23 protein-coding genes and 1 riboswitch are annotated in these 24,354 nt (G+C 71.7%); of the genes, 8 read left to right on the top strand and 15 right to left on the bottom strand.

Translation table 11 applies throughout. From position 1 onward, the window contains the following. Positions 1 to 5: 5 nt before the first annotated feature. The 4 genes from ACPC54_RS13520 to ACPC54_RS13505 all read left to right on the top strand — a co-directional run bounded on the left by ACPC54_RS13520 (position 6) and on the right by ACPC54_RS13505 (position 6,384). The gene (locus ACPC54_RS13520; protein WP_498964510.1) at positions 6 to 1,559 is read left to right on the top strand and encodes a glycoside hydrolase family 3 protein; all 1,554 of its coding nucleotides are present in this window, start codon (positions 6 to 8) and stop codon (positions 1,557 to 1,559) included. Positions 1,560 to 1,861: 302 nt separating this feature from the next. Then, complete coding sequence (locus ACPC54_RS13515) at positions 1,862 to 3,175, top strand: type 2 periplasmic-binding domain-containing protein (RefSeq protein WP_498964508.1); 1,314 nt, start codon at positions 1,862 to 1,864, stop codon at positions 3,173 to 3,175. 198 nt (positions 3,176 to 3,373) lie between these two features. Next, positions 3,374 to 4,426: an SIS domain-containing protein gene (locus ACPC54_RS13510; protein ID WP_498964506.1), complete on the top strand. Its 1,053-nt coding sequence runs from the start codon at positions 3,374 to 3,376 to the stop codon at positions 4,424 to 4,426. Positions 4,427 to 4,863: 437 nt separating this feature from the next. Next, positions 4,864 to 6,384: a sensor histidine kinase gene (locus tag ACPC54_RS13505; protein ID WP_498964504.1), complete on the top strand. Its 1,521-nt coding sequence runs from the start codon at positions 4,864 to 4,866 to the stop codon at positions 6,382 to 6,384. 431 nt (positions 6,385 to 6,815) lie between these two features. On the opposite strand, the gene ACPC54_RS13500 is transcribed toward ACPC54_RS13505, so the two are convergent. Both ACPC54_RS13500 and ACPC54_RS13495 read right to left on the bottom strand, forming a co-directional pair. Beyond that, positions 6,816 to 7,067, bottom strand: coding sequence for a WhiB family transcriptional regulator (locus ACPC54_RS13500; protein WP_014138019.1), 252 nt, complete (start codon positions 7,065 to 7,067; stop codon positions 6,816 to 6,818). Positions 7,068 to 7,431: 364 nt separating this feature from the next. Next, positions 7,432 to 8,403, bottom strand: a complete 972-nt coding sequence (locus ACPC54_RS13495; RefSeq protein WP_498964498.1) for a diacylglycerol/lipid kinase family protein — start codon at positions 8,401 to 8,403, stop codon at positions 7,432 to 7,434. A 50-nt stretch (positions 8,404 to 8,453) separates the two neighbouring features. On the opposite strand from ACPC54_RS13495, the gene ACPC54_RS13490 reads away from it, so the two are divergent. Next, entirely contained in the window at positions 8,454 to 8,870 is a 417-nt protein-coding gene (locus ACPC54_RS13490) for a hypothetical protein (RefSeq protein WP_498964496.1), read from the top strand. Between the two features lie 49 nt (positions 8,871 to 8,919). On the opposite strand, the gene ACPC54_RS13485 is transcribed toward ACPC54_RS13490, so the two are convergent. The 7 genes from ACPC54_RS13485 to sodN all read right to left on the bottom strand — a co-directional run bounded on the left by ACPC54_RS13485 (position 8,920) and on the right by sodN (position 14,824). After that, a complete protein-coding gene (locus tag ACPC54_RS13485; protein WP_498964494.1) occupies positions 8,920 to 9,912 on the bottom strand; it encodes an RNA polymerase sigma factor SigF in 993 nt (330 codons plus the stop codon). A gap of 157 nt (positions 9,913 to 10,069) precedes the next feature. Further along, positions 10,070 to 10,480: an ATP-binding protein gene (locus ACPC54_RS13480; protein WP_498964492.1), complete on the bottom strand. Its 411-nt coding sequence runs from the start codon at positions 10,478 to 10,480 to the stop codon at positions 10,070 to 10,072. Between the two features lie 232 nt (positions 10,481 to 10,712). Then, entirely contained in the window at positions 10,713 to 11,192 is a 480-nt protein-coding gene (locus tag ACPC54_RS13475; protein WP_498964490.1) for a GNAT family N-acetyltransferase, read from the bottom strand. 56 nt (positions 11,193 to 11,248) lie between these two features. Next, the gene (locus ACPC54_RS13470; RefSeq protein WP_498964488.1) at positions 11,249 to 12,244 is read right to left on the bottom strand and encodes an ABC transporter substrate-binding protein; all 996 of its coding nucleotides are present in this window, start codon (positions 12,242 to 12,244) and stop codon (positions 11,249 to 11,251) included. Positions 12,245 to 12,261: 17 nt separating this feature from the next. After that, on the bottom strand, positions 12,262 to 13,041 hold the full coding sequence (locus tag ACPC54_RS13465; protein WP_498964486.1) for an ABC transporter ATP-binding protein: 780 nt from the start codon (positions 13,039 to 13,041) through the stop codon (positions 12,262 to 12,264). Then, positions 13,041 to 14,093: a FecCD family ABC transporter permease gene (locus tag ACPC54_RS13460; RefSeq protein WP_498964484.1), complete on the bottom strand. Its 1,053-nt coding sequence runs from the start codon at positions 14,091 to 14,093 to the stop codon at positions 13,041 to 13,043. Before ACPC54_RS13460 ends, ACPC54_RS13465 begins: the two co-directional genes overlap by 1 nt. A 133-nt stretch (positions 14,094 to 14,226) precedes the next feature. Continuing rightward, a riboswitch (cobalamin riboswitch) is annotated at positions 14,227 to 14,342 on the bottom strand. Between the two features lie 86 nt (positions 14,343 to 14,428). Next, positions 14,429 to 14,824, bottom strand: coding sequence for a superoxide dismutase, Ni (sodN, locus tag ACPC54_RS13455; RefSeq protein ID WP_498964482.1), 396 nt, complete (start codon positions 14,822 to 14,824; stop codon positions 14,429 to 14,431). A gap of 268 nt (positions 14,825 to 15,092) precedes the next feature. On the opposite strand from sodN, the gene sodX reads away from it, so the two are divergent. Then, positions 15,093 to 15,455: a nickel-type superoxide dismutase maturation protease gene (gene sodX, locus ACPC54_RS13450; RefSeq protein ID WP_498964925.1), complete on the top strand. Its 363-nt coding sequence runs from the start codon at positions 15,093 to 15,095 to the stop codon at positions 15,453 to 15,455. Here the strand turns inward: sodX and ACPC54_RS13445 are convergent. The 4 genes from ACPC54_RS13445 to ACPC54_RS13430 form a co-directional block, all read right to left on the bottom strand. Next, positions 15,452 to 16,036, bottom strand: a complete 585-nt coding sequence (locus ACPC54_RS13445; RefSeq protein WP_498964480.1) for a CGNR zinc finger domain-containing protein — start codon at positions 16,034 to 16,036, stop codon at positions 15,452 to 15,454. The two genes, sodX and ACPC54_RS13445, sit on opposite strands and share 4 nt — an antisense overlap. Positions 16,037 to 16,159: 123 nt before the next feature. Further along, the gene (locus ACPC54_RS13440) at positions 16,160 to 16,912 is read right to left on the bottom strand and encodes an amino acid ABC transporter ATP-binding protein (protein WP_498964922.1); all 753 of its coding nucleotides are present in this window, start codon (positions 16,910 to 16,912) and stop codon (positions 16,160 to 16,162) included. 50 nt (positions 16,913 to 16,962) lie between these two features. Then, positions 16,963 to 17,937, bottom strand: a complete 975-nt coding sequence (locus tag ACPC54_RS13435) for an amino acid ABC transporter permease (protein ID WP_498964478.1) — start codon at positions 17,935 to 17,937, stop codon at positions 16,963 to 16,965. A gap of 39 nt (positions 17,938 to 17,976) precedes the next feature. Continuing rightward, a complete protein-coding gene (locus ACPC54_RS13430) occupies positions 17,977 to 18,915 on the bottom strand; it encodes an ABC transporter substrate-binding protein (RefSeq protein WP_498964476.1) in 939 nt (312 codons plus the stop codon). A 912-nt stretch (positions 18,916 to 19,827) separates the two neighbouring features. Between ACPC54_RS13430 and ACPC54_RS13425 the strand changes: the two genes are divergently transcribed. Together ACPC54_RS13425 and ACPC54_RS13420 are read left to right on the top strand one after the other, a co-directional pair. Then, positions 19,828 to 21,009, top strand: a complete 1,182-nt coding sequence (locus ACPC54_RS13425; protein ID WP_498964921.1) for an NAD(P)-dependent malic enzyme — start codon at positions 19,828 to 19,830, stop codon at positions 21,007 to 21,009. Positions 21,010 to 21,105: 96 nt separating this feature from the next. Further along, the gene (locus tag ACPC54_RS13420; protein ID WP_498964474.1) at positions 21,106 to 22,068 is read left to right on the top strand and encodes a zinc-binding dehydrogenase; all 963 of its coding nucleotides are present in this window, start codon (positions 21,106 to 21,108) and stop codon (positions 22,066 to 22,068) included. A gap of 62 nt (positions 22,069 to 22,130) precedes the next feature. Here the strand turns inward: ACPC54_RS13420 and ACPC54_RS13415 are convergent, their stop codons facing one another. Then, a complete protein-coding gene (locus ACPC54_RS13415; RefSeq protein WP_498964472.1) occupies positions 22,131 to 23,159 on the bottom strand; it encodes a PadR family transcriptional regulator in 1,029 nt (342 codons plus the stop codon). A gap of 1 nt (position 23,160) precedes the next feature. Next, entirely contained in the window at positions 23,161 to 24,078 is a 918-nt protein-coding gene (locus tag ACPC54_RS13410) for a DUF4097 family beta strand repeat-containing protein (protein WP_498964470.1), read from the bottom strand. Between the last annotated feature and the right edge of the window lie 276 nt (positions 24,079 to 24,354).

Here is a 24,354-nt window from a genome sequence, read left to right as displayed (position 1 = left end):
TCAACGTGAGCATCCTCGTCCCCACCACCCCGGACAGCGACCAGCTGCACCGGGACGCGCTGACCGTCCTGCAGCCCGGCTTCGTCGGCACCGAGCCGCCGACGTGGCTGCTGCGCCACCTCGCCGCCGGGCTCGGCTCGGTCGCGCTGTTCGACCGCAACGTGGTCGACCTCGACCAGCTCTCGGCGCTCACCGGCGCGCTGCGCGCCGAGAACCCCGACCTCCTGATCGCGATCGACGAGGAGAGCGGCGACGTCACCCGCCTGGAGGCCGGCTCCGGGTCCTCCTGGCCGGGCAACCTCGCGCTCGGCGCGATCGACGACCCGGGGCTGACCCGGGACGTCGCCCGCGAGCTGGGCCGGGCGCTGGCCGAGGCCGGCGTCAACTACAACTGGGCGCCCACCGCGGACGTCAACTCCAACCCGCGCAACCCGGTCATCGGCGTCCGCTCCTTCGGCGCCGACCCCGAGCTGTGCGCCCGGCACACCGCCGCGTGGGTCGAGGGCCTGCAGTCGGCCGGCGTGGCCGCCTGCTCCAAGCACTTCCCCGGCCACGGCGACACCGCGGTGGACTCGCACCACGGCCTGCCCGTCATCGACGTCGACCTGGACGTGCTGCGCGCCCGCGACCTGGTGCCGTTCCAGGCCGCCATCGCGGCCGGCACCAAGGCCGTGATGACCGCCCACATCATGATCCCGGCGCTGGACCCGAAGCTGCCCGCCACCCTGAGCCCGACCGTGCTGCGCGACCTGCTGCGGGCCGCGCCCGAGGACGGCGGCCTCGGCTACCAGGGCCTGATCGTCAGCGACGCGATCGAGATGGGCGCCATCGCCGACACCTTCGGCATGGGCGAGGGCACCGTGCTGGCCCTGGCGGCCGGCGCGGACGCGATCTGCGTCGGCGGCGGGCTGGCCGACGAGGACACCGTGCTGATGCTGCGCGACGCCATCGTGGCGGGCGTGCGGGCCGGCCGGCTGACCGAGGAGCGGCTGGCGGACGCCGCCGAGCGGGTCCGTGCACTGGGCTGCTGGGGCCGGATCGCGGCGCAGGGCGAGCGGTTCGAGCCGGACCTCGCGGTCGGCCTGCGGGCCGCGCGCCGGGCCCTCAAGGTGGTCCGGGCACCGGGCCGCGAGGTGCTGCCGGTGACCGAGCGCCCGTACGTGGCCTCGTTCTCGGACGAGCCGAACATCGCGGTCGGCGACGTGACCCCGTGGGGCGTGGCCGGCATGCTGGCCGACCGCTTCCCGGGCACCCGCACCCGCGAGGTGTCGGCCGCCGAGGCCGCCCCCGAGCTGCTGGACGCGCTGGTCGCCGAGCTGGTGGGCGCCGCCGAGGGCCGCCGCCTGGTGCTGGTGGTCCGGGACGCGCACCGGCACGCCTGGATGGCCGCCGCGCTGGGCCGCCTGGTCGCGGCCCGGCCGGACGCCGCCGTGGTCGAGATGGGGCTGCCCCAGTCCGAGCCGGTCGGCGCGCTGCACATCGCCACCCACGGCGCCGCCCGGGTCTGCGGGCTGGCCGCCGTGGAGGTGCTCACCGGGCAGTACGGGGCGATCGCCTGAGAACCGGGGCACGGGCCCGTCATGCGCATGGCGCATGACTGGCCCTTTTCCGTTTTCCCGGGCATTTCCCGGAATTGACCTGTGGATTCCCCGGAATGACCGTGCTCCCTCAAACAGGTCTTGAATCCGCCTGGAATTCCCACGGAGAGTGATGGCCCGGTGGCTGATCGCCACGCGATACAACGGCTCTGCAACGGCCGTGTTGGCAAAGGTGGTTGGCCGTTGACACCACCTTTGGTCTAGGCCAAAGTCCACCCCATCCCTCCTGCACCACTTTCTGCTCTAGCACCTCGGAGAATGACGTGACGAAGCGTCAGCTCATTTCCGCGTCCGGGATCACCGCCCTGGCGTTCGCCCTGGCGGCCTGCTCCTCGACCGGCTCGCCCTCGGCCGACAACAAGAGCGCCGCCGCCGATCCGAAGGCAGCCCGCGGCACCGTCACGGTCTGGCTGATGGACGACGCCCAGAAGAACTGGCCCGACCTGGTCCAGCGGGTCAACGACGAGTTCGCGGCGAAGTACCCGAACGTCACCCTCAAGCTCTCCTACCAGGGTTGGGCCGACAAGGTCGGCAAGCTCGACAAGGCCATCGCCGACGGCGGCGCCCCCGACGTGGTCGAACTCGGCAACACCGAGACCATGAAGTACGTGCTCTCCGGCGCGCTCGCCCCGGTCGACCGCGGCAGCTTCGACAACTCCGACGCCTGGATCAAGGCGCTCGCCAACACCTGCACCTACCAGGACAAGCTCTGGTGCGTGCCCTACTACGCCGGCGCCCGGGTCGCGGTCTACCAGTCGGCCGTGTTCCAGCAGGCCACCGGCAGCGCGGAGTTCCCGAAGACCGAGACCGACCTGCTGGCCGCGCTGGACCGGATCGCCGAGAAGAACAGGTCCGACAAGTCCTACTCCCCGCTCTACCTGCCGGGCCCGTACTGGTACGCGGCGATGAGCTACGTGGCCGCGTACGGCGGCAGCATCGCCAAGTTCGACTCCTCCGGCAACTGGCACGGCACCCTGCACGACCCCAAGTCCCAGCAGGGCGTCAGCCACTTCGTCGACCTGGTCCGCAAGTACAACAAGGGCGACCAGACGGTCAACGAGCAGAACCAGTACGAGGCGATGGCGCGCGGGCGCGCCGCCGCCTTCTACGGCAACGGCTACGAGGCCTCCAGCGTCACCGCGCCCGGCACCGGCGACGCGAGCCTCAAGGACTCCGTCAAGCTCGCCACCATGCCCGGCCCGGACGGCAAGCCGCTGCCCACCTTCATCGGCGGCTCCGACCTCGCGGTCACCGCCAAGTCCGCGCAGCCGGGGCCGGCCGCCGACTGGATCCGGATGTTCACCAGCACCAAGTCCGAGCAGGCGCTGGCCGACAAGGACATCCTGCCGAACAACCTCACCCAGCTGGCCCCGCTGAAGAACAAGCCGACCACCGCCGCCGCGGCCAACGCCGTGCCGGACGCCTGGTTCACCCCGCTGGCCCCCGGCTGGGGCGCGGTCGAGAAGCAGAAGATCCTGCCCGACATGCTGGCCGCGATCCTCAAGGGCAAGTCCGTCGACCAGGCCACCAAGGAGGCCGACGCGGCGATCGACCAGCTGATCAACAACCCGTCCTGACCGCCCGTCCGGCCGCCTCCGGCCGCCCCGCTCCGGCCGTCCGGGGCGCGGTGGCCGGAGGTGCTGCCCGGCGGCCGCGCTCGTAGGATTGCCGCGCCAGGAAGACCACCGCAGCGAGTGTGCGGACTCGCCGCCGTAGAGGCCCCCGCCGGGCGCCCGCCCAGCGGGGTCGACCCATCTCATCGGAGGCACACCCAGATGTCCGACCCGCAGACCGCTCCCGGCCGGATCATGGCGGCGGAGATGGCCGAGCAGCCGGCCGTCCTCCGGCGCATCCTCGACGAGGGCGCCCCGAAGATCCGCGGGATCGCGGCCGAGATCGCCGCCCGCAAGCCGCGCTTCGTCCTGCTGACCGCACGCGGCACCTCCGACAACGCCGCGCTGTACGCCAAGTACCTGATCGAGATCCTGCTCGGCAAGCCGGCCGGCCTGACCTCGATGTCCACCACCACCGCGTACGGCGCCAAGCCGGACCTCACCGACGTGCTGGTCGTCACCGTCAGCCAGTCGGGCGGCTCGCCCGACCTGGTCGCCTCCACCAAGGCCGCCCGCGAGGCCGGCGCGATCACCCTGGCCGTCACCAACAACGCGGCCTCGCCGCTGGCCGAGGTCTCCGAGTTCCACATCGACGTGCTGGCCGGCCCGGAGAAGGCGCTGCCGGCCACCAAGACCTACACCGCCGAACTGCTCGCGCTCTACCTGCTGGTCGAGGGGCTGCGCGGCGGCGACGGCGACCGGGCCCGGGGGCTGCCGGAGCTGGCCGCCGGGATCCTGGCCCGGCAGCCCGAGGTGAAGGCGCTCGCCGAGCGCTACCGCTTCGCCCAGCGGCTGGTGATCACCTCGCGCGGCTACGGCTACCCGACCGCCCGCGAGGCGGCGCTGAAGCTGATGGAGACCACCTACATCCCGGCCAGCCCGTTCTCCGGCGCCGACCTGCTGCACGGCCCGCTGGCCATGGTGGACAACGTCTCGCCGGTCATCGCGATCGTCCCGGACGGCAAGGGCGGCGAGGCGCTGCAGCCGGTGCTGGACCGGCTGCGCGGGCGCGGCGCGGACCTGGTGGTGGTCGGCCAGCAGGCGCAGGTGGACGCCGCCTCGGCCGGCTTCGCGCTGCCGCCGGGCGTGCCGGAGGAGGTCCAGCCGATCCTGGAGATCCTGCCGCTGCAGCTGCTGGCGTACGAGGTCACCATCGCCCGCGGCCAGGACCCGGACGCCCCGCGCGCGCTGGCCAAGGTGACCGAGACGCACTGACCCCCGCGTGCCGCGGGCCGGGCCCCGTCCACAGGCTGTGGACGGGGCCCGGCCCGTTGAGCGGCGGAAGGTGGCCGGGGGAGCGCATCGGGGGGCCGGGGCGCGGGGGCACCGGGCCCGGAAAGCACTACGGGCCACGGCGCCGACACGGGACCCTCAACCCATGCGGCACCGTAGCCCGGAGCTGTCGTCGGCCACCGGGGACGATCGAGAACTGTGCGGGGTCCTCGTTCGGCGGTGTCCGACCGAGGAGCGGCCTCGCGCGGTCAGGGCAGTTGCGCGGTGGGCCTCTCCTTGGTGCCCTTTCATTGTGGACTAGACCAATCGGGGTTGTCCAGGTTGCTCGGCGAATTGGTCTAAACAACTCCGGAGGGTCGCGGACCGGTTCCGCCCGGTCCGCCGCGCCCCGCCGGGACCGGCGGCGCTACCCTCGCCATGTGCCCTCGCTGAACGAACTCGTCCGCCGCCACACCACCCTCACCGGGGCCGACGTGGAATGGCTCCACAACCTGGTCTCGGAGTGGCAGCTGCTCTCCGACCTCTCCTTCGCCGACCTGGTGCTGTGGATCCCCACCTGGGACGGCATCCGCTACGTGTCGGTCGCCCAGATGCGGCCCAACACCGGCCCCACCTCCTACCAGGACGACATGGTCGGACACCTCGTCCCACGCGGCCGCCGCCCGCTGCTGGACGCCGCCTTCGACGAGGGCCGGATCGTGCGCGAGGGCGACCCGGAGTGGCGCGAGGAGGTGCCGGTGCGGGTCGAGTCGATCCCGGTCCGGCGCGAGGGCAAGGTGCTCGGGGTGATCGCCCGCAACACCAACCTGCTGACCGTCCGCACCCCCAGCCGGCTCGAACTCACCTACCTGCAGAGCGCCTCCGACCTGGCCCAGATGATCGCCGCCGGCAGCTTCCCGTTCCCCGGGGTCGAGCAGGCCGACATGGACGCGGCCCCCCGGGTCGGCGACGGCCTGATCCGGGTGGACGCGGACGGCATCGTCACCTACGCCAGCCCGAACGCGCTCTCCGCCTACCACCGGCTGGGCCTCACCACCGACCTGGTCGGCAGCCACCTCGGCCGGGCCACCGCCGAGCTCGCCCCGCCGTCCCGCTCGGCCGTGCACGAGGCACTGGTGAAGCTGGCCAGCGGCTGGGCGCCCCGGCAGACCGAGGTCGAGGCCCAGGGGGGAGTGGTGACGCTGCGCGCGATCCCGCTCAAGCCCAAGGGCACCCTGACCGGCTCGCTGGTGCTGTGCCGCGACGTGACCGAGCTGCGCCGGCGCGACCGCGAACTGATGACCAAGGACGCGACCATCCGGGAGATCCACCACCGGGTGAAGAACAACCTGCAGACCGTCGCCGCCCTGCTGCGGCTGCAGTCCCGCCGGATGGAGTCCGAGGCCGGCCGGGCGGCGCTCGACGAGGCGGTGCGCCGGGTCGGCTCGATCGCGATCGTGCACGAGACGCTCTCCCAGGCGCTGGACGAGCAGGTCGCCTTCGACGAGATCGCCGACCGGGTGCTGGCGATGGTGATGGAGCTGTCCCAGGACGGCCGGGTGGCGACCCGCCGCACCGGCAGTTTCGGCATCCTGTCCGCCGAGGTGGCCACGCCGCTGTCGATGGTGCTGACCGAGCTGCTGCAGAACGCCCTGGAGCACGCCTTCGGCCCGACCGCCTCCGGGAACCTGGAGGTGAGCGCGCTGCGCGGGCGGGCCCCGGCGACCGGTATGGGCTGGTCGGACAGCTGGAACGGCGGCGCCCGGCCGGAGGAGTACCTGCTGATCACGGTGCAGGACGACGGCCGCGGGATGCCCGAGGGCTTCGACCCGAAGACAGCCGGCAACCTCGGGCTGCAGATCGTCCGGACGCTGGCCACCGGGGAGCTGGGCGGCACCTTCGACATGGTGGCCGGCCCGAACGGCGGGACGAAGGTCGTCCTGGAGATCCCGGTGCGCTGAGGTGCACCGAGGTGTGTGGGGGGCGTGCGTTCGGCGGGAGCGCCGGGTGCACGCTCCGTGCGCCCACCCGAAGGGTGACGGGGTGCGGAAACAGAAATGAGGCCCTGTCGACCGGGGGGGGTGGGTCGACAGGGCCTCTCAACCCGTTCCGGCCGTCGGGGGGAGTCGGCCGGAACGGGGGCTCTGGGTGGTGCGACACCCAGCCGGTGCGTTGCACACGGTGAGCGCCTCAGCTCCACAATATTGCTCTAAGTGAACAGTATCAAGTGGCTGGACGGTCTGGTGTCGCGGGACCTTGCGAGGCAAGGCCCTTTGTTCGGAAGGCTTCACCAGGAAGTGCAGGGAAGCCTTTGATCATGAGTCGATCGGTACTGCGGTTACAGCTGGTGTTGCCACCGGTGCGGCGTCGCCGCCTGTGTCACTGCGTGTGATCAGGCGGTGCGGGCGCGGTTGCGGGCGGCGCGGCGCTTCATGGCGCGACGCTCGTCCTCGCTCATGCCGCCCCAGACGCCGGCGTCCTGGCCGGTTTCGAGCGCCCACTGCAGGCACTGCTCCATCACCGGGCAGCGGCGGCACACGGCCTTGGCTTCCTCGATCTGCAGCAGAGCAGGACCGGTGTTCCCGATCGGGAAGAACAGCTCCGGGTCCTCTTCGCGGCAGACAGCGCGGTGGCGCCAGTCCATGGTCGTCCAACTCCTCCAGCCGGCGGGGGTGGCACCGGCATAATCGAATGGCTTGTGAATGTGAACGCTTTCACGAATCCCACAACAGCAAAAGAGACCAAAGGCCCATCGGCCCGGGTGGTCTGTGCTGGGAGGGGATTCGGCGATTCGAGGGGCACCTCGCGGTCAGCTTCCCTGTGGTGCTGGTCGCCGTCGCTGCGATGTGTCCCGATCGCCATGTAGAGGTTCGCAAACCTCGGGCTCGGATACAACCCCCTTCGGGGAGGAATTTTTGATTCTTCGGTGTCGCTTAGCTCACAGCCAGTACTTCGATGGAGTGAAGGGGGCTTGTGCGTTCGAGAAGAAGGGCGAACCCCGCTTCTGGTCACACAATCACACGCAGTGCCCGTCGTACGCCTGTGAAACTGACGCGACTCCGGTCTCCAAGATGGTCCCCGTCCACCTGGAACGGTGCGGGTTCCTCTGAAACCAAGGTGAAGTGCCTGACGTCGTGATAGGAGACGACGTGCTTCCCGGACGGGCCGGCGGGCGGGGTGCCGTCCGCCGAAGGCGTGTGCGACCGCAGGATCTGACGGATCGTTCGAGCCGTACCGAACGCCGTCATCCGGGTGATCCCGAAGACGTCGAGATCGGTGTCGAAGGAGGCGAGCGGCGAGGGGTAGACCGGGCGGTTGCCGAGGAAGGTCCACGGCGAGGTGTTGCTGACTATGGCCATCACCAGGCCCGGCACCCGTTCGTGGCCCGGAAGTTCCAGGGACACCGGCCCTGACCGGCGCTGTTCACGCTGGGTGAAGTAGTGCCGGATCGCCTGCCCGACGTACAGCGAGTGGGTGGACTTGCGCCCGGCGTTGCGCTGGGCCTCGACCCGGCCGACCACCCCGGCGTCGAAGCCGTAGCCGGCGGTGAAGGTGAACCAGCGGTCCGGCAGCCCCTCGGTCATCGCCTTGCCCAGGCCGATCGGGCGCTCGCGCCCGTGGTCCAGCGCGTTCAGCAGGACGCCGGTGGCCTCCACCGGGTCGTTGGGCAGGCCCAGCGCGCGGGCGAACACGTTGGTCGAACCGCCCGGCACCACGGCCAGTCGCGGGACCTTCTCGCCCGGGCCGTGGGTCAGCAGCCCGTTCACCACCTCGTTGACGGTGCCGTCGCCGCCCAGCGCCACCACCAGGTCCACCGAGCCGTCCTGGGCGGCCTCCCGGGCCAGGTCGCGGGCGTGGCCCCGGTACTGCGTCTCGGCGACGTCCAGCTTGAGGTCGGCGCGCAGCGCGTGGATCAGTACGTCCCTGGTCCGGCCACTGGTGGTGGTGGCCTTGTGGTTCACGACCAGGAGTGCGCGCATGGGGAAAGCCTACGGGTCGGTACGGACCGGTCGGCGGCTACCCTGCTGGAGTGACCGCAGAAACCTCCGCACCCGTACCCACTCGCCCGGTTTCGCTCACCCTGGGCGCCGCCATCACCGCCCTGGAGGGCGCCGCACTGGCCGTCGTCGGCGTCTGGGACATGGTCTCCGCGCTGTCCGGCCAGGCCAAGCAGCTGGCCCTGAACGAGTTCGGCGGCGTGGTCATCGTGCTGCTCGGCGTGCTGCCGATCCTGGCCGCCCGGGCGCTGCTCAAGGAGCGCCGCTGGGGGCGCAGCCCGGCGGTGCTGACCAACTCGATCTGCCTGCCGGTCGGGTACTACATGGTCCAGAGCGGGGGCGCGATGGTCGTGATCGGCGTGCTGACCTTCCTGCTCGGGCTGGTCGGCATCGGGTCGCTGCTGAGCCCGAAGTCGACGGCGGCCCTGTACACCCAGCGCGAGGGCTGAGCGCACCGGGCCGCCGGCACGACTGACGGCCGCTGAGCGGCCGTCAGTCCTACTCCTCCACCAGCAGCTTCTCGCGCAGCTGGGCCAGCGTCCGGGCGAGCAGCCGGGACACGTGCATCTGGGAGATCCCCACCTCGGCGGCGATCTGCGACTGGGTCATGTTGCGGAAGAACCGCAGCACCAGGATCTTCTGCTCCCGGGGCGGCAGTTGGGCCAGCAGCGGCTTCAGCGACTCGCGGTACTCGACGCCCTCCAGCGCCTCGTCGGTGGCGCCCAGGGTGTCCGCCACGGCCGGCGACTCGTCGTCGCTGTCCGGGACGTCCAGGGACAGCGTGGAGTACGCGTTGGCGGACTCCAGGCCCTCCAGCACGTCCTCCTCGGAGATCCCCAGGTGCTCGGCGAGCTCGTGCACCGTGGGGGAGCGGCCGTGCCGCTGGGAGAGCTCGCTGGTCGCCGTGGTGAGCGACAGCCGCAGCTCCTGCAGGCGGCGCGGGACGCGCACCGCCCACCCCTTGTCGCGGAAGTGCCGCTTGATCTCGCCGACGATGGTCGGCGTCGCGTAGGTGGAGAACTCGACCCCGCGCTCGTGGTCGAAGCGGTCCACCGACTTGATCAGGCCGATGGTGGCGACCTGGGTCAGGTCGTCCAGCGGCTCGCCGCGGTTGCGGAAGCGTCTGGCCAGGTGCTCGACCAGCGGGATGTGCATCCGTACCAGCTGGTTGCGCAGCTCGACGCGCTCCGGGGAGCCCTCGGGCAGCGCGGACAGCCGGACGAACAGCGCGCGGGCCGCCTCCCGGTCCGGCGCGCCGGTGCGGTGCGAGCCCTGGGCGGGCACCGCACCGTGCAGGTCCCCGGCCCCGCCCGCCGGCTCGGGCGGGTTCGGCGAGTCGTGCGACGGATCAGACGTCGGCTCGGTCGGCTGGCTCATCCGGTGGGCGTCCTTCGGGTGCGCTTCGTCGTTGGCGGCGAGGCCGGGAACGCTCGCCTGGGTCGGTACGGCAGGGCCCGCCGTCGCGAGGCCGGTACGGTCCAGATCACTCACGGCCATTCCCCCGTTCCGTTCCGGGAGCACCGGGGCCGCTGGCCCCGGAAGTCGTCTCGTTGGTCGTACCGCGTGGTGCTGCGGTACCGGGAGCCGTCCTCCGGCCCCCGGGCGGGGAGCGGCGGACGGCCCGTGCAGGGTGTTGCTGCGGGGCCCGCTAGTGGGCGGCGGAGCCGCCGCGCTTCTTGTGCAGGCTGATGGACACGGTGTTGTCCTCGCCGACCGAGGAGTCCACCTCGCCGGCCAGCGCGGAGAGCACCGTCCAGGCGAAGGTGTCCCGCTCGGGGGCCTTGCCGTCGGTCGTCGGGGCGGACACGGTGATCTTCAGCGAGTCGCCGACCAGGCGGAACTCGCAGGACAGGACGGAACCGGGCACCGCCTGCTGGAGCAGGATGGCGCAGGCCTCGTCCACCGCGATCCGCAGGTCCTCGATCTCGTCGAGGGTGAAGTCCAACCGGGCCGCGAGCCCGGCCGTCGCGGTCCGCAGCACGGAGAGGTAGGCCCCCGCCGCGGGCAGCCGGACCTCCACGAAGTCCTGAACTCCGAGATCGTCGTCGATCTGGGACACCCTTGCCTCCTGGGTGGCGTGCCGTGCTTCCTAGGTACCCCCGGACGGGGGCTCGATGCCGGGAATCCGCCATCGCTGCTCAAAGCCCTCGGCACCCTGGTGCGAGGGTTACTCATGGTAAGGCATTGCGACGCAGGGTGGCAGGGCCTTTCCCGACTCCGCAAGATTCCGCCTGACTCCGTACAACACCGCGCGGGCCCCGAAAGAATCCGCACGGCGCCGGTCGGTCGTCTCAGGCGCGGCCGCCCGCGGCGGCGAGCGCCTCGCCGGTCAGCCGGTAGACCGTCCAGCCGGTCATCGGCACCGCCCCGAGCGACTCGTAGAAGTCGATCGAGGGACGGTTCCAGTCCAGCACCGACCACTCCACCCGGGAGTAGCCGCGCTCGACGGCGATCCGGGCCAGCTCCAGCAGCAGCGCCTTGCCGTGGCCGCCGCCGCGGGCCTGGGGCCGGACGTACAGGTCCTCCAGGTAGATCCCGTGAGTGCCGCGCCAGGTCGAGAAGTTGCGGAACCAGACCGCGAAGCCGACCGGCTCGCCGGTGGCGTCGTCCTCGGCGATCAGGCCGAACAGCGCCGGGTCCGGGCCGAACAGTGCGGTGTGCAGCTGCTCGTCGGTGGCCACGGCCTCCTGCGGTTCCTTCTCGTACTCCGCGAGCTCGCGGATGAATTCCCGGATGACGGGGACGTCGCTGGCGACGGCGGTGCGGATCATGCCACCGAGCCTACCGACCGGGCCCGGTTCCTCCCAGGGGTGAAGGGCACGGGCTTTCAGCGGGACGGGACGGCCCGCAGGTGCTCGGCGAGCGTGGTGATCGCGGCCGGGTTGCGCGGGCTCTCCACCAGGTCGACGTAGTCCAGCACCACGATCCGGTCGTTCCTGATCGCGGAGACCCCGGCCAGCGCCGGGAGGGACTTGAGGAACGCCCGCTTCTCCTCGGCGCCGACGTCCCCGTAGTCGTTGATCACGATCACCTCGGGGTCGCGTTCGACGACGCTCTCCCACCCGGTGGTCACCCAGGAGTCGGCGAGGTCGCCCATGACGTTCCGCCCGCCGGCCCTGGCGATGATCTCCTCGGCCGCGGCGAACTTCCCGGCGGTGTAGGGCTTGTCCTTCCCGCTGTCGTACAGGAAGACGGACGGGCGGTGCTCCGGCTGCGGGACGGCGGCGATCCGGGCCCTGAAGTCGGCGATCAGCCGGTCGGCGCGCTCGCGGACGTCGAAGATCTCGCCGAGGTTGGCCAGGTCGGTGTAGAGCGCGTCGAGCGGGCCCATCACGCCGCGCTCGGAGCCCTTGCCGCTGCGGCAGGACTCGGTGAGCACGTAGGAGTCGATGCCGAGCGCCCCGAACGCCTGCGGGGTGACGCCGCGGCCCTCGTCGAAGCCGTAGTGCCAGCCGGCGAAGACCAGGTCGGCCCGGGCGTCCAGGGCGATCTCCTTGGTGATCTGCTTCCTGGAGAGCCACGCCGTCCGCTGGTAGCCGTCCTTCCACGGCACCTGGTCGATCCGGCCCTTGTCGTCGGGCATCACGTAGCCGGCCATCCGGTCGGCGAGGCCGAGGGAGAGCATCAGCTCGGTGATGCCGACGTCGTTGGTGACGGCGCGGGCCGGCTTCTGCCGGAAGGTCAGCGGGGTACCGCAGTTGTCCACGGTCACCGGGTAGTGGGCGGAGGCGGTGGTGGGCCCCGCGCTCGGGGCGATCTCGGCGCCGCAGGCGGTGAGCCCGAGGGCGAGCAGGGCGGTGGCGGCAACGGCCTTGGTGCGCACGGAACTTCCTAGGGGGCTCAGGAGAGGCGGTCGAAGAGCAGCTGGAGGGCGCCGGTCACCGGGTGCCGGACGGGGGTGGCCCGGACGCCGAACACCTCGGCCAGCAGGCCCGGTTCGAGCACCTCCCCGGGCGGCCCGGAGGCGACGATCCGGCCGGCCCGCAGCACGTACAGCAGGTCGCAGTGGCCCGCCGCGAGGTTGAGGTCGTGCAGCGCGGTGAGCACCGTCGGGCCGGCCTCGCGGACCAGCGCCAGCACCTCCAACCGGTGCGCGATGTCGAGGTGGTTGGTGGGCTCGTCCAGCACCAGCAGCCGCGGCTCCTGGACCAGTGCCCGGGCGATCAGCACCCGCTGCTTCTCGCCGCCGGACAGGCTCAGGAAGCCCCGCTCGGCGAGGTGCCCGGCGCCGACCCGGCGCAGCGCCTCCGCGCAGCGCTCGTGGTCCGCGGCGGCGGGCCCGGCCAGCGGGCGGCGGTGCGGCAGCCGGCCCATGGCGACCACCTCGGCCACCGTGAAGTCGAACTCGGCGGAGTGCTCCTGGGGCAGTGCGGCCACCCGGCGGGCCGACTCCCGGGCGGTGAGCGCGTGCAGGTCGGCGCCGTCCAGCCGGACGGCTCCGGCGGCGGGCCGCAGCACCCGGTAGACGCAGCGCAGCAGGGTCGACTTGCCGCTGCCGTTCGGCCCGACCAGCCCGACCACCTGCCCGGCGGTGGCCCGCATGGTCACCTCGTGGACCAGCCGGGCACCGGCCAGCTCCACCGAGACCCCGTCGACGGTGAGATCGGCGGCGGTCGTCATCAGCGGCCTCCGAAGGCGTAGCCGCGGCGGCGCATCAGCAGCAGGAAGGCCGGCACCCCGAGCACCGCGGTGAAGATCCCGACCGGCAGCTCGGCGGGCGCCAGCAGGGTGCGCGAGGCGATGTCCACCCAGACCAGCAGCACCGCCCCGGCGAGCGGCGCGACCAGCAGCACCCGGCGGTGCCCGGCGCCGACCAGCATCCGGGCCAGGTGCGGCACCAGCAGCCCGACGAAGCCGATCGCCCCGCTGACCGCGACCACCGTGCCGGTGACGGCGGCGGTCACCGTGAACAGCTCGCGGCGCAGCCGGTCCGGGTCGACGCCGAGCGAGGCGGAGGTCTCGTCGCCCATCGCGAGCGCGTCCAGCCGCCCGGCGGCGCAGGCCAGGTAGGCCAGCCCGGCGAGCACGGTGGCGGCGGCGATCGGCACCGAGCCCCAGGTGGCGCCGCCGAGGCTGCCGAGCAGCCACATCATGGCGTCCCGGGCGGCCTCGCCGCGGGCGGCGGCGAAGACCATCAGCGAGGTGAGGGCGGAGAAGCCGTAGGACAGCGCGGTGCCGGTGAGCACCAGCCGCAGCGGGGTGAGCCCGGCCGCGGTGCGGGCCACCAGGTAGACCAGCGCCATCGCGGCCAGTGCCGAGCCGAAGGCGGAGACGGAGATCGCCCAGACCCCGAGCGAGGCGAAGGCGCCGAGCAGCAGGACGGCGTTGGCGCCGACCGCGGCGCCGGAGGAGATGCCGAGGACGAAGGGGTCGGCCAGCGCGTTGCGCACCAGCGCCTGCACGGCGACCCCGGTGGCGGCCAGCCCGGCGCCGACCACGGCGGCGAGCACGGTGCGCGGCAGCCGGATCTGCCAGACGATCGCGTACGCGGCGGCCTCGTCGGCGTCCAGCCGACCGCCCGTCAGTCCGGCGCCGACCAGCCGCAGGGCGTGCGGGAGGCCGATCCCGGAGGCGCCCAGCGAGACGCCGCACAGCAACGAGACCAGCAGCACGGCGGCGAGGCCCAGGGCGAGCGGGGCGGCGGGTGTTCGGCGGGTCTCACGGGTGCTCACGGACGGGCTGCGCCTTGCCTCGGGCCGTGGGTGCGCCGGGCCGGGCGGCCTGCCGGAGGGTGTGCCGGGGCGCGCCGTCCCCTCGCAGTCCGCGGCGAGTTGTCGGGAGTTCAGCGGCCGGGGGCGATCGGGCTGGCGGGGCCGTACGGGCTGTACGGGCTCCGCTCACCGTTGCGGGTCAGCGCCGGATTCACACCGGACTTCTCCCTCGGACGCCCTCGCAGCATAACAGTCGCACGGCATGAATGACCCTTACCTTTTGTCGGGACGTGAACGCACGACCGCCCCCGTCCGGCGGTTGCGGACGGGGGCGGTCGGGTGGCGACGCGTCAGGCTCAGGCCTGCTTGGTCTCCCAGAAGATCTTGTCGACCTCGGCGATCAGGTCCAGCAGGGCCTGGCCGGTGGCCGGGTCGGTGGACGCCTTGGCGGCCGAGGCGGCCTTCAGGGTGTCGTTGATCAGCTGGTGCAGCTGCGGGTACTTCTCGAAGTGCGGGGCCTTGAAGTAGTCGCTCCACAGCACCGAGATGTGGTGCTTGACGGCCTCGGCGCGCTGCTCCTTGATGATGATGGCGCGAGCGCGGAAGTGCTCGTCCTCGTTGGCCTGGTACTTCTCCTGGGTGGCCTTGACCGACTCGGCCTCCAGCTTGGCCTGGGCTGGGTCGTACACACCGCAGGGCAGGTCGCAGTGGGCGTGGGCGGTGGCGCGCGGTGCAAACAGACGAGAGAACATGGGAGTCCTTCCTTAGATCGTCTTCCCGCGCCCGAGATTACCCTTCCGGCCTCCCGGTTTCGCGGCCGGGCGGTGGGCCTAGGGCGAAAGACGGACCCGGAACCGGGGTAATCCGGACATCGAACAGGTGACGGTCCGTACGGCAGACTGGGGTGCGGGCAGCGCGGGAGGAGGAGTCGTGGCACGGAGCACGGGACCGGTGGGCACCGAACGGCCGGGGCCGGGCGGCGCGCTGCCGTTCGGGCTGGTCGACGTGGCGGGCCCGTCGATGGTGCCGACCCTGCGCGAGGGCGACCAGCTGCTGGTCCGCTACGGCGCGCCGATCCGGCCGGGCGCGGTGGTGCTCTTCCGGCACCCCTTCCAGCAGGACCTGCTGGTGGTGAAGCGGGCCGCCGAGCGCCGCCCGCAGGGCTGGTGGCTGCTCTCCGACAACCGCCCAGTCGACAGCGACAGCCGCTCCTACGGCCCGGTGCCGGACGAACTGCTGCTCGGCCGGGTGCTGCTGCGGCTGCGCCCCTCGCCGGCCTGGCTGGCGCCGGGCCGGCGGCTGGAGCGGCTGCTGCTCGCCCCCCGGCTGGCCCGGGTGCCGGGCCTGGCCCGCCGGCTCGGCGTCTGGGCCGAGGAACTCTAGGGCTCCTGGATGGCGGCCGCCGCCTCCTGGCGCTTGCGGGCCCGGTAGGCGGCCACGTTGGCGCGGGTGGCGCAGCGGTCCGAGCAGTAGCGGCGGGACCGGTTGGTCGAGGTGTCCAGGTAGGCGTTGCGGCAGGGCGCGGCCTGGCAGATGCCGAGCCGGTCGGCGCCCAGTTCGGTGAGGTGGACGGCCAGGCCCATGCAGGCGACGGCGCTGAAGTGCGCGGTGGCGGTCGGCGAGTTGTCGGCCAGGTGCAGGTGCCAGCGCGGGCGCCCGGCGTCGTCGAGGTGGTCGTGCCCGGAGACCAGCGGGCTGACGGGGTACTCCATCAGCAGGCTGTTCAGCAGGTCGACGGCGCGGACCTCGTCGCCCTCGGCGGCGGCCTCGAAGACGCCGCGCAGCCTGGTCCGGACGCCCCGCAGGCGGGGCACGTCGGCCTCCTCGGCCAGCGCGCCGGCCCGGGAGGAGTCGGAGAACAGGGAGCGCACCGCGTCGACGGAGGTCAGCGTGTCGGTGCCGCGCTCGGGCTCCTCGGTGTTCACCAGCCGAACGGCGAGGTCGGCGTACGAGGCCAGCTCCACGGCGGTCCTTCCAGATGATCGGTAACGGGCTGACAGCGTCCAGCCTATTACCCGTGCGGGGAAAACGTCGGCGCCCGGCAGGTTCGCCTGCCGGGCGCCGACCGTGCGTACTCAGAGCACCGGTTAGAGCACCTTGGAGAGGAATGCCCGGGTGCGCTCGTGCTGCGGGTTGGTGAGCACCTCGCGGGGGTTGCCGGACTCGACGACCACGCCGCCGTCCATGAACACCAGCGCGTCGCCGACCTCGCGCGCGAAGCCCATCTCGTGGGTGACGACGATCATCGTCATCCCCTCCTCGGCGAGCCCGCGCATGACGTCCAGCACCTCGCCGACCAGCTCCGGGTCGAGCGCCGAGGTGGGCTCGTCGAAGAGCATCAGCTTGGGCTTCATGGCCAGCGCGCGGGCGATCGCCACGCGCTGCTGCTGGCCGCCGGAGAGCTGGGAGGGGTAGTTCTTCGCCTTGTCGGCGAGACCGACCCGCTCCAGCAGGGCCATCGCCTGTTCCTTGGCGGCGGCCTTGTTCTCCTTCTTGACCTGGACCGGGGCCTCCATGACGTTCTCGACGGCCGTCATGTGCGGGAACAGGTTGAAGCGCTGGAAGACCATGCCGATGTCCCGGCGCTTCAGGGCGACCTCGCGGTCCTTGAGCTCGTAGAGCTTGTCGCCCCGCTGCTGGTAGCCGACCAGATCGCCGTCCACCCAGAGGCGGCCGCCGTTTATCTTCTCCAGGTGGTTGATGCACCGCAGGAAGGTCGACTTCCCGGAGCCGGACGGGCCGACCAGGCAGAACACCTCGCTCTGCTTGACCTCCAGGTCGATGCCCTTGAGGACCTCGACCAGGCCGTACGACTTGTGCACGCCCTCGGCCCGGACCATCGGCTCGGCGGCCGGTCGGGCGCCGTCCTGGGGGGTCTTGGTCAGATCGGTCATACGTGACCACCTCCCTCGAGCCCCGGGACGACGTCGTGCTCGACCTTCGGGGCGGGCTTTCCGGCGAACAGCCTGCGCAGCCGCTGGAGCGGCGTCGGCGGCAGTGTTCGGTTCGCACCACGAGCGTAGTACCGCTCGATGTAGTACTGCCCCACGGTGAGGATCGAGGTCATGATCAGGTAGTAGATGCTGACCGCGACCAGGACCGGGATGGTCTGGAAGGTGCGCGAGTAGATGTCGTGGCCGGCGGTGAACAGCTCGGACAGCGAGATGACCTGGACCAGCGAGGTGGTCTTCAGCATCGAGATGGTCTCGTTGCCGGTCGGCGGGATGATCACCCGCATCGCCTGCGGCAGGACGATCCGGCGCAGGGTGGCCGTGCGGCTCATGCCCAGCGCGTGCGCGGCCTCGCTCTGCCCCTCGTCGACGGACTGGATGCCGCCGCGGACGATCTCCGCCATGTACGCGGCCTCGTTGAGGCCGAGGCCGAGCAGCGCGGCGGTGAACGTCGGGATCAGCGTGTTGGTGTTCTCGGACCAGAACGCCGGGCCGAACGGGACGCCGATCGAGATCTTCTCCCAGAGCGAGCCCAGGAAGTTCCAGAACACCAGCTGGACCAGCACCGGGGTGCCGCGGAACACCCAGATGTAGAACCAGGCCGTTCCGGACAGCAACGGGTTCGGCGAGAGCCGCATGATCGCCAGGAGCACACCGCCGACCACGCCCATGAGCATGGAGAACACGGTGAGTTCGAGGGTCGTCCCGATACCGCTGATGATCGTGTCGTCCTGCATGGTGTCGCGGACGACGTCCCACTTGAACGCGGGGTTGTAGATCAGGGCGTGGAGCAGCATCGCCGCGAGGACGACGACGACGATGGCTCCGGCCCAGCGTCCGGGGTGGCGGACCGGGACGGCCTTGATGGGCTCAGGCCGTCCCGGCTTCGCCAGCCCCTGGTCTGAAGGATTCACAGTGGGTGGCCTCAGGGGGTGTCAGGTGGTGCGGAAAGGTCAGCTCTTGGCGGCGTTGATCTCGGACTTGTCGATCGCGCCGGCCTCGACGCCCCACTTCGCGAGGATCTGCTTGTAGGTGCCGTCGGCGATCAGCGACTGGACGGCGCCCTGGACGGCCTTGGAGAGCGGGGAGTTCTTGTCGACGACCACGCCGTAGGGGGCGCTGTCGTAGGTGTCGCCGACCTTCTCCAGCTGGCCGTTGGTCTGCTTGAGGGCGTAGTCGATGACCGGGGAGTCGGCCATCATGGCCTGGTCGCGGCCGGCGATCAGGGACTGGGTGACGTCCGTCTGCAGCGGGAACTTGTCGCCGTCGTTCGGGATGGTCGGCTTGCCGGCCTTGGTGCACTCCGGGTTACGGGTGTCCTTGATCTCGTCGGCCTGGGTGGTGCCGGTCTGGACGGCGACCTTCTTGCCGCAGAGGTCCTTGGGGTCGATCTTGTCCGGGTTGCCCTTCTTCACCGCGACGGCGCTGCCGGCGGTGAAGTAGGTGACCATGTCGACGGTCGCCTCGCGCTCCTTGGTGTCCGTGAAGGAGCTCATGCCGAGCTGGTACTTCTTCGCCGAGATGCCCGGGATGATCGAGGTGAAGTCGGCGTTCTGGACGTCGGCGGTCAGGCCCAGCTTCTTGGCGATCGCGTCGGCGAGGTCGACGTCCATGCCGACGATGTTGCCCTTCTCGTCCTTGAACTCGTTGGGCGCGTACGAGGCGTCGGCGGCGACCACGAGCTTGCCGGAGGCCTTCACGTCGGCCGGGACGAGGTCGGCCAGCTTCGGGTCGGCCGTCACGGCGGCCACGGTGGCGCTCGGGTTGGCACCGGCGCCGGCCGAGGAGCCGGAGGAGGACTTGCTGCTGCCGCAGCCGGTCAGCACGAGCGAGACGGAGGCGGCAACCGCGCAGGCAGCGAGGAGCCGGGTGCGCTGGGTACGGGCGGTCATGAGGGGGATCTCCTTCTCGGGAGAGAGGTCGGGCGGAGCACGCCGCGGGAGCGGCGCACCGGTGCAGCAGGCCGTACGGCGCCGTACGGAGGGTGGTGTATTCGGCTGTACGTCGTCGTACGTGCGGGCCGGGTGGTGCGGGGCCTGGGCGCGGGGGCGCACAGGGTCGTACGGGTACTGCTTCCGCCACCCTCCGCCGAGGTGGACGTTGACCGAACCGCCTCGACCAGTGGCCGGCTCGATCCGAGATGGGGGGAATCCTGCCATCTGAGGACGGTCAGGTGACCCTCATCCAGATCAAAATCGGATAACGAGGGCGTACGGTGTCCGCTATCCGGACGAATACAGTACCCCTGTCACCCTCCGTATAAGTATGCAGATCCCCGGGCCACCGGCTCGGAGGCCCGCCGCCGGGCCCTGCGGGCGGGTGTGTCAGAATTCGTACCCCGGGTGACCCCCGAACGCTCGAACCAGACCGACGAGTCCCGACAGGCTCGGGGTGTCAGGGAACGGAAGTCCTCACGCGGCTCCGTATCCCGGGCACCGGCTCCCCCTGGTCTGCGTTCACTCCTGCGGGTAAGCGTGCGTTTCTTGCCGTTGCCTGTGCCGGACACCGGCTCCCGTGACGCCGGGCGCCCGACGCGACGGCGCGGCGATGAACAGCTCGCGACGAGGACGAAAAGGCATAGGTGCGATGCCGTCGTCCGACCTACGCTCGGCCCGGAAGCACAACGGACAACAAGAACCTCATAAAACCCTCATCCGAGGGCGCCGCCCGGCGGCAGCGCCCCGACCCCGCCCCCCGGGTCCGCTTCGGCGTACCCGGGTTCCGGTTTCCGGCGGGTCGCCCAGTCCGTCGGCCGCGCACCTCGCCAATCCAATGACGAAGAGGTCATCGTGGCAGCGGAGATCATGCACAGCAGCACCCAGGACACCGACGATCCGGTCGACGCCGTCTTCGCGCTCCACCGCGGCGGCAAGATGGAGATCCGGGCGACCGTGCCGGTGCGCGACGCGGACGACCTGTCCCTCGCCTACACCCCCGGTGTCGCCCGCGTCTGCACGGCCATCGCGGAGCAGCCGGAGCTGGTCAACGACTACACCTGGAAGTCCAACACCGTCGCGGTGGTCACCGACGGCACCGCCGTGCTCGGCCTGGGCGACATCGGCCCGGAGGCCTCGCTCCCGGTGATGGAGGGCAAGGCCATCCTGTTCAAGCAGTTCGGCGGCGTGGACGCGGTGCCGATCGCGCTCGCCTGCACCGGGGTCGACGAGATCGTCGAGACCGTGGTGCGGCTGGCGCCGTCCTTCGGCGGCGTCAACCTGGAGGACATCTCGGCGCCGCGCTGCTTCGAGATCGAGCGCCGGCTCCAGGAGGCCCTGGACATCCCGATCTTCCACGACGACCAGCACGGCACCGCGATCGTCACGACCGCCGCGCTGTGGAACGCCGCGAAGGTGACCGGCCGCGAGATCGGCTCGCTGCGGGCCGTCATCTCCGGCGCCGGCGCGGCCGGCATCGCGATCGCCAAGATGCTGGTGGCGGCGGGCATCGGCGACGTGGCCGTGTGCGACCGCAAGGGCGTGGTGTACGAGGGCCGCGGCGACCTGACCGACGTCAAGGCCGAGATCGCCGCGCTGACCAACCGCACCGGCGTCAAGGGCTCGCTGGCCGACGCGCTGAACGGCGCCGACGTGTTCATCGGCGTCTCCGGCGGCACCGTGCCGGAGGAGGTCGTCGCGACGATGGCCGAGGGCGCGTTCATCTTCGCGATGGCCAACCCCAACCCGGAGATCCACCCCGAGGTCGCGCACAAGTACGCGGCCGTCGTCGCCACCGGGCGCAGCGACTTCCCGAACCAGATCAACAACGTGCTGGCCTTCCCGGGCATCTTCGCCGGTGCGCTGCAGGTGCGGGCCTCCCGGATCACCGAGGGCATGAAGCTGGCCGCCGCCAAGGCGCTGGCCGGCGTGGTGGCCGAGGAGCTGACGCCGCAGAAGGTCATCCCCTCGCCGTTCGACGAGCGGGTCGCCCCGGCGGTCACCAAGGCCGTGGCCGACGCCGCCCGCGCCGAGGGCGTGGCGCGGATCTGACGATCTGACGATCGGCACTTGTCGGCCCGAGGCCGGGACGCGCGTCACACCGACGTGTTGTTCCGGCCTCGGCCGTACCCGGCTATCGTCCGGGACATGTTTGCTGCCTACGCCGCACGTATCGACGCCGACGACCCGCTGAGCGGGCTGGAGTTGGGCGAACTCCCCGAGCCGCAGGCCCGCCCCGGGTGGAGCGTGGTCACGGTCAAGGCCGCCAGCCTCAACCACCACGACCTGTGGTCGCTGCGCGGGGTGGGCCTGCCCGCCGGCAAGCTGCCGATGATCCTCGGCTGCGACGCCGCCGGGATCGACGAGCACGGCAACGAGGTGGTCATCCACTCGGTGATCGGCCAGAGCGGCCACGGGGTCGGCCCGGACGAGCCCCGGTCCATCCTGACCGAGCGCTACCAGGGCACCTTCGCCCAGCGGGTCGCGGTGCCCACCTGGAACCTGCTGCCCAAGCCCGCCGAGCTGAGCTTCGAGCAGGCCGCCTGCCTGCCCACCGCCTGGCTGACGGCCTACCGGATGCTGTTCACCAACGCCGGGGTCAAGCCCGGCGACACCGTGCTGGTGCAGGGCGCCGGCGGCGGGGTGGCGACCGCGCTGATCGTGCTCGGCAAGGCGGCCGGCCTGCGGATGTGGGTCACCGGCCGGGACGAGGCCAAGCGGCAGCGGGCGATCGGCCTCGGCGCGGACGCGGCCTTCGAGAGCGGCGCCCGGCTGCCCGAGCGGGTGGACGCGGTGATGGAGACGGTCGGCGCCGCCACCTGGTCGCACTCGGTCAAGTCGCTGCGCCCGGGCGGCACCATCGTGATCTCCGGGGCCACCTCCGGCCCGAACCCGAGCGCCACCGAGCTGAACCGGATCTTCTTCCTGGAGCTGAAGGTGGTCGGCTCGACCATGGGCTCCAAGGAGGAGCTGGCCGGGCTGCTGGCGCTGTGCGCCAACACCGGGGTGCGGCCGGTGATCGACTCGGTGCTGCCGCTGGCCGAGGCCCGGGACGGCTTCGCCCGGCTCGCCAAGGGCGACCTCTTCGGGAAGATCGTGCTCACGCCCTGAACGCACGGGAACGGCCCGGCACCCTCCCCCCGGAGGTGCCGGACCGTTCCGTACGGCGGTGCTCAGCCCAGCAGCCGCTTCAGCCGCTCGCCGACCGTGCCCAGCACCGTCCGGGCCTCGGCCAGCTGCGCGGCGCTCACCCCGCCGTCCCGGGCCGCGTCGCGGACCTGGTCGCGGAAGCGGTCGAGCAGCCGCTCCAGCTCGCGGTCCGGCTCCCCGGCCGGGTCGGTGCGCGCCCACGCCGGCAGGTCGGCCGGGGCCGCGGGGGCGCCGGGCTTGTCCAGGTCGATCCGGGTGACGGTGACCTGCTCGTCCGACTCCGCCGCCGGGTGGCCCCAGCGGGCGGCGTCGGCGAGCCCGGACAGGCCCTTGGTCAGCTCGGCCAGGCCCTCGGCCAGCCCCTTCGGCCAGTCGCCCTGCGCCGCGTGCTCGCGCACCTGCTGCTCGACCCGGCGCTTGATCCGCAGGGCCTCCTGCTGGGCCGCGGTGCGCGAGGCCTTGGCCTGCTCGCGCAGCCGGCGGGCCTCCTCCTCGGCGGCCTTCGCCTTCGCCTTGGCGGCCTTCTCCTGCTCCCGGGCGCGCTTGGCCTGCTCCTTGGCATGCAGCTTGAACTGGATGAACTCCTCCTTGGCGCGCTGCCAGGACTCGTTGTCGCCCCAGGGCCCGGCCCACGGGTCGCCGGCGCCCTCGGGGCGGCCCGCCTTCGGGGCCTGCCGGGCGGCCTTCCACAGCTCCTCGCGCAGGTCCTTGGCGCTGTCCCGGACGTCCTCCCGGATCGCCCCGGCCAACTGCGCCACGGAGTCCCGGATCTCGCCCTCCAGCTCGTCCAGTTCGCTCTGCCGGGCTTCGAGTTCGGCGCGGCCGGCGTCGGTCAGCCGGTACACCTTGCGGCCGCCCTCGGTGCTGTGGCTGACCAGGCCCTCCTGCTCCAGCTTGGCCAGGCGCGGGTAGACGGTGCCGGCCGACGGCGCGTACAGGCCCTGGAAGCGCTCCTCCAGCAGGCGGATCACCTCGTAGCCGTGCCGGGGCGACTCGTCCAGCAGCTTCAGCAGGTAGAGCCGGAGCCGGCCGTGGCCGAACACAGGGGTCATCTCAGGCCTCCTTGGTCAGATCGGGCCCGGCGGGCTTGGTGAGGTCGGGGCCGGCCGGGAGCTCGCGGGCCGGGGCGTCGTCCTCGGCGTCGGGGCGGTTCAGCACGGTGACCGCGCCGGAGACGGTGGTGACGTTCAGGGTGCCGCGGCCCTCGCCGAGCTGCCCGGAGATCTTCTTGGCGCCCCAGGTGCTGCTCATCTTGAGCTGCTCGAAGGTGCTGGAGACGTCGCCGGTGGTGGAGCCGGCCTCGACGGTGGCGTCGGCCTGCGCGGGGATGCGGACCACGACCGGCCCGCTGACCGTGTTGACCTTGACGTCGGTCTCGCCGGCCACGTCGAGGTCCAGCGTGACGGCGCCGGTGACGGAGTTGGCCTGGACCCGGTCGGCGGTGCCGGCGATCACGGTGAGCTGCCCGGAGACGGTGTTGACCCGGAGCTCGCCGCCGACCGCCTGGGCGTCCACGTCGCCGGTGACGGTGGCGGCGTCGATCCGGCCGGTCACCTTGGCGAGGGTGGCGTCGCCGCTGGCGCTCTGCACCGAGACGTGCCCGTCGATGCCGGTGACGGTGGCGCCGGCCGAGACGGTGCCGACCTTGACCACGGCGTCGACCGGGACGGTCAGCGTGACGCCGACCGTCCGCTTGCGCTTGAAGCTGCCGAGGAAGCTCTTGACCGAGGCGACCGACTTGAGCTGCTCGCCGAACTCGCCCCAGCTGTTGATGTCCTTGTAGGTGACCGTCAGGACGCCGTCGACCAGCGTCACGTGCAGCGGCTCCCCCCGGAGCTCGGTCACCTCCATGCGGGCCGGGCCCTCGGCCGCGACCACGTTCACGGTGCCGTCGATGACGCGCACGTGCAGTTCGCGGACCGCGTCCTCGAAGGTCGTCCTGCCCGGCCCCTCGATCGTCCACTGGCTCATGCCTACCGCCTCCCGCTGCCTGGTCGCGATGTATCGCGTTCTCTTTTAAAGACGATATATCGCGTGCCGGGAAAAGCAAGCGGTTCCGACCCGGGAGCGGCCCGGAGCCGCCCCGGAGTCGTCCCCCGGCCGTCCCCTTAGGAGCTGTTGAAGGTTCGGATCTTGGTTGGGCTCGGTTGTTGGCTGGGTGTCTCTGGTAGAACTCGGGGTTGTGGCGCGTTTTGACGTGACGGATGCCGAGTGGGCCTTGATCGAACCGCATGTGCCGGTGGCTGC

Source organism: Kitasatospora sp. NPDC094028 (genome assembly GCF_049543595.1).
GTDB lineage: Bacteria > Actinomycetota > Actinomycetes > Streptomycetales > Streptomycetaceae > Kitasatospora.
Note: the sequence above shows the minus strand (reverse complement) of the source record. Positions and strands in the feature narration are given on the sequence as shown.

What these genes read in the sequence shown, in the direction of transcription:
- ACPC54_RS13510 (WP_498964506.1), top strand. Translation starts at nt 3,374, where the DNA reads ATGTCCGACCCGCAGACCGCTCCCGGCCGGATCATGGCGGCGGAGATG.
- sodX (WP_498964925.1), top strand. Translation starts at nt 15,093, where the DNA reads ATGGTGCCGACCCTGCGCGAGGGCGACCAGCTGCTGGTCCGCTACGGC.
- sodN (WP_498964482.1), bottom strand. Translation starts at nt 14,824, where the DNA reads ATGTTCTCTCGTCTGTTTGCACCGCGCGCCACCGCCCACGCCCACTGC.
- ACPC54_RS13425 (WP_498964921.1), top strand. Translation starts at nt 19,828, where the DNA reads ATGCACAGCAGCACCCAGGACACCGACGATCCGGTCGACGCCGTCTTC.
- ACPC54_RS13465 (WP_498964486.1), bottom strand. Translation starts at nt 13,041, where the DNA reads ATGACGACCGCCGCCGATCTCACCGTCGACGGGGTCTCGGTGGAGCTG.
- ACPC54_RS13500 (WP_014138019.1), bottom strand. Translation starts at nt 7,067, where the DNA reads ATGGACTGGCGCCACCGCGCTGTCTGCCGCGAAGAGGACCCGGAGCTG.
- ACPC54_RS13440 (WP_498964922.1), bottom strand. Translation starts at nt 16,912, where the DNA reads ATGGTCCGGGCCGAGGGCGTGCACAAGTCGTACGGCCTGGTCGAGGTC.
- ACPC54_RS13420 (WP_498964474.1), top strand. Translation starts at nt 21,106, where the DNA reads ATGTTTGCTGCCTACGCCGCACGTATCGACGCCGACGACCCGCTGAGC.
- ACPC54_RS13415 (WP_498964472.1), bottom strand. Translation starts at nt 23,159, where the DNA reads ATGACCCCTGTGTTCGGCCACGGCCGGCTCCGGCTCTACCTGCTGAAG.
- ACPC54_RS13475 (WP_498964490.1), bottom strand. Translation starts at nt 11,192, where the DNA reads ATGATCCGCACCGCCGTCGCCAGCGACGTCCCCGTCATCCGGGAATTC.
- ACPC54_RS13430 (WP_498964476.1), bottom strand. Translation starts at nt 18,915, where the DNA reads ATGACCGCCCGTACCCAGCGCACCCGGCTCCTCGCTGCCTGCGCGGTT.
- ACPC54_RS13410 (WP_498964470.1), bottom strand. Translation starts at nt 24,078, where the DNA reads ATGAGCCAGTGGACGATCGAGGGGCCGGGCAGGACGACCTTCGAGGAC.
- ACPC54_RS13495 (WP_498964498.1), bottom strand. Translation starts at nt 8,403, where the DNA reads ATGCGCGCACTCCTGGTCGTGAACCACAAGGCCACCACCACCAGTGGC.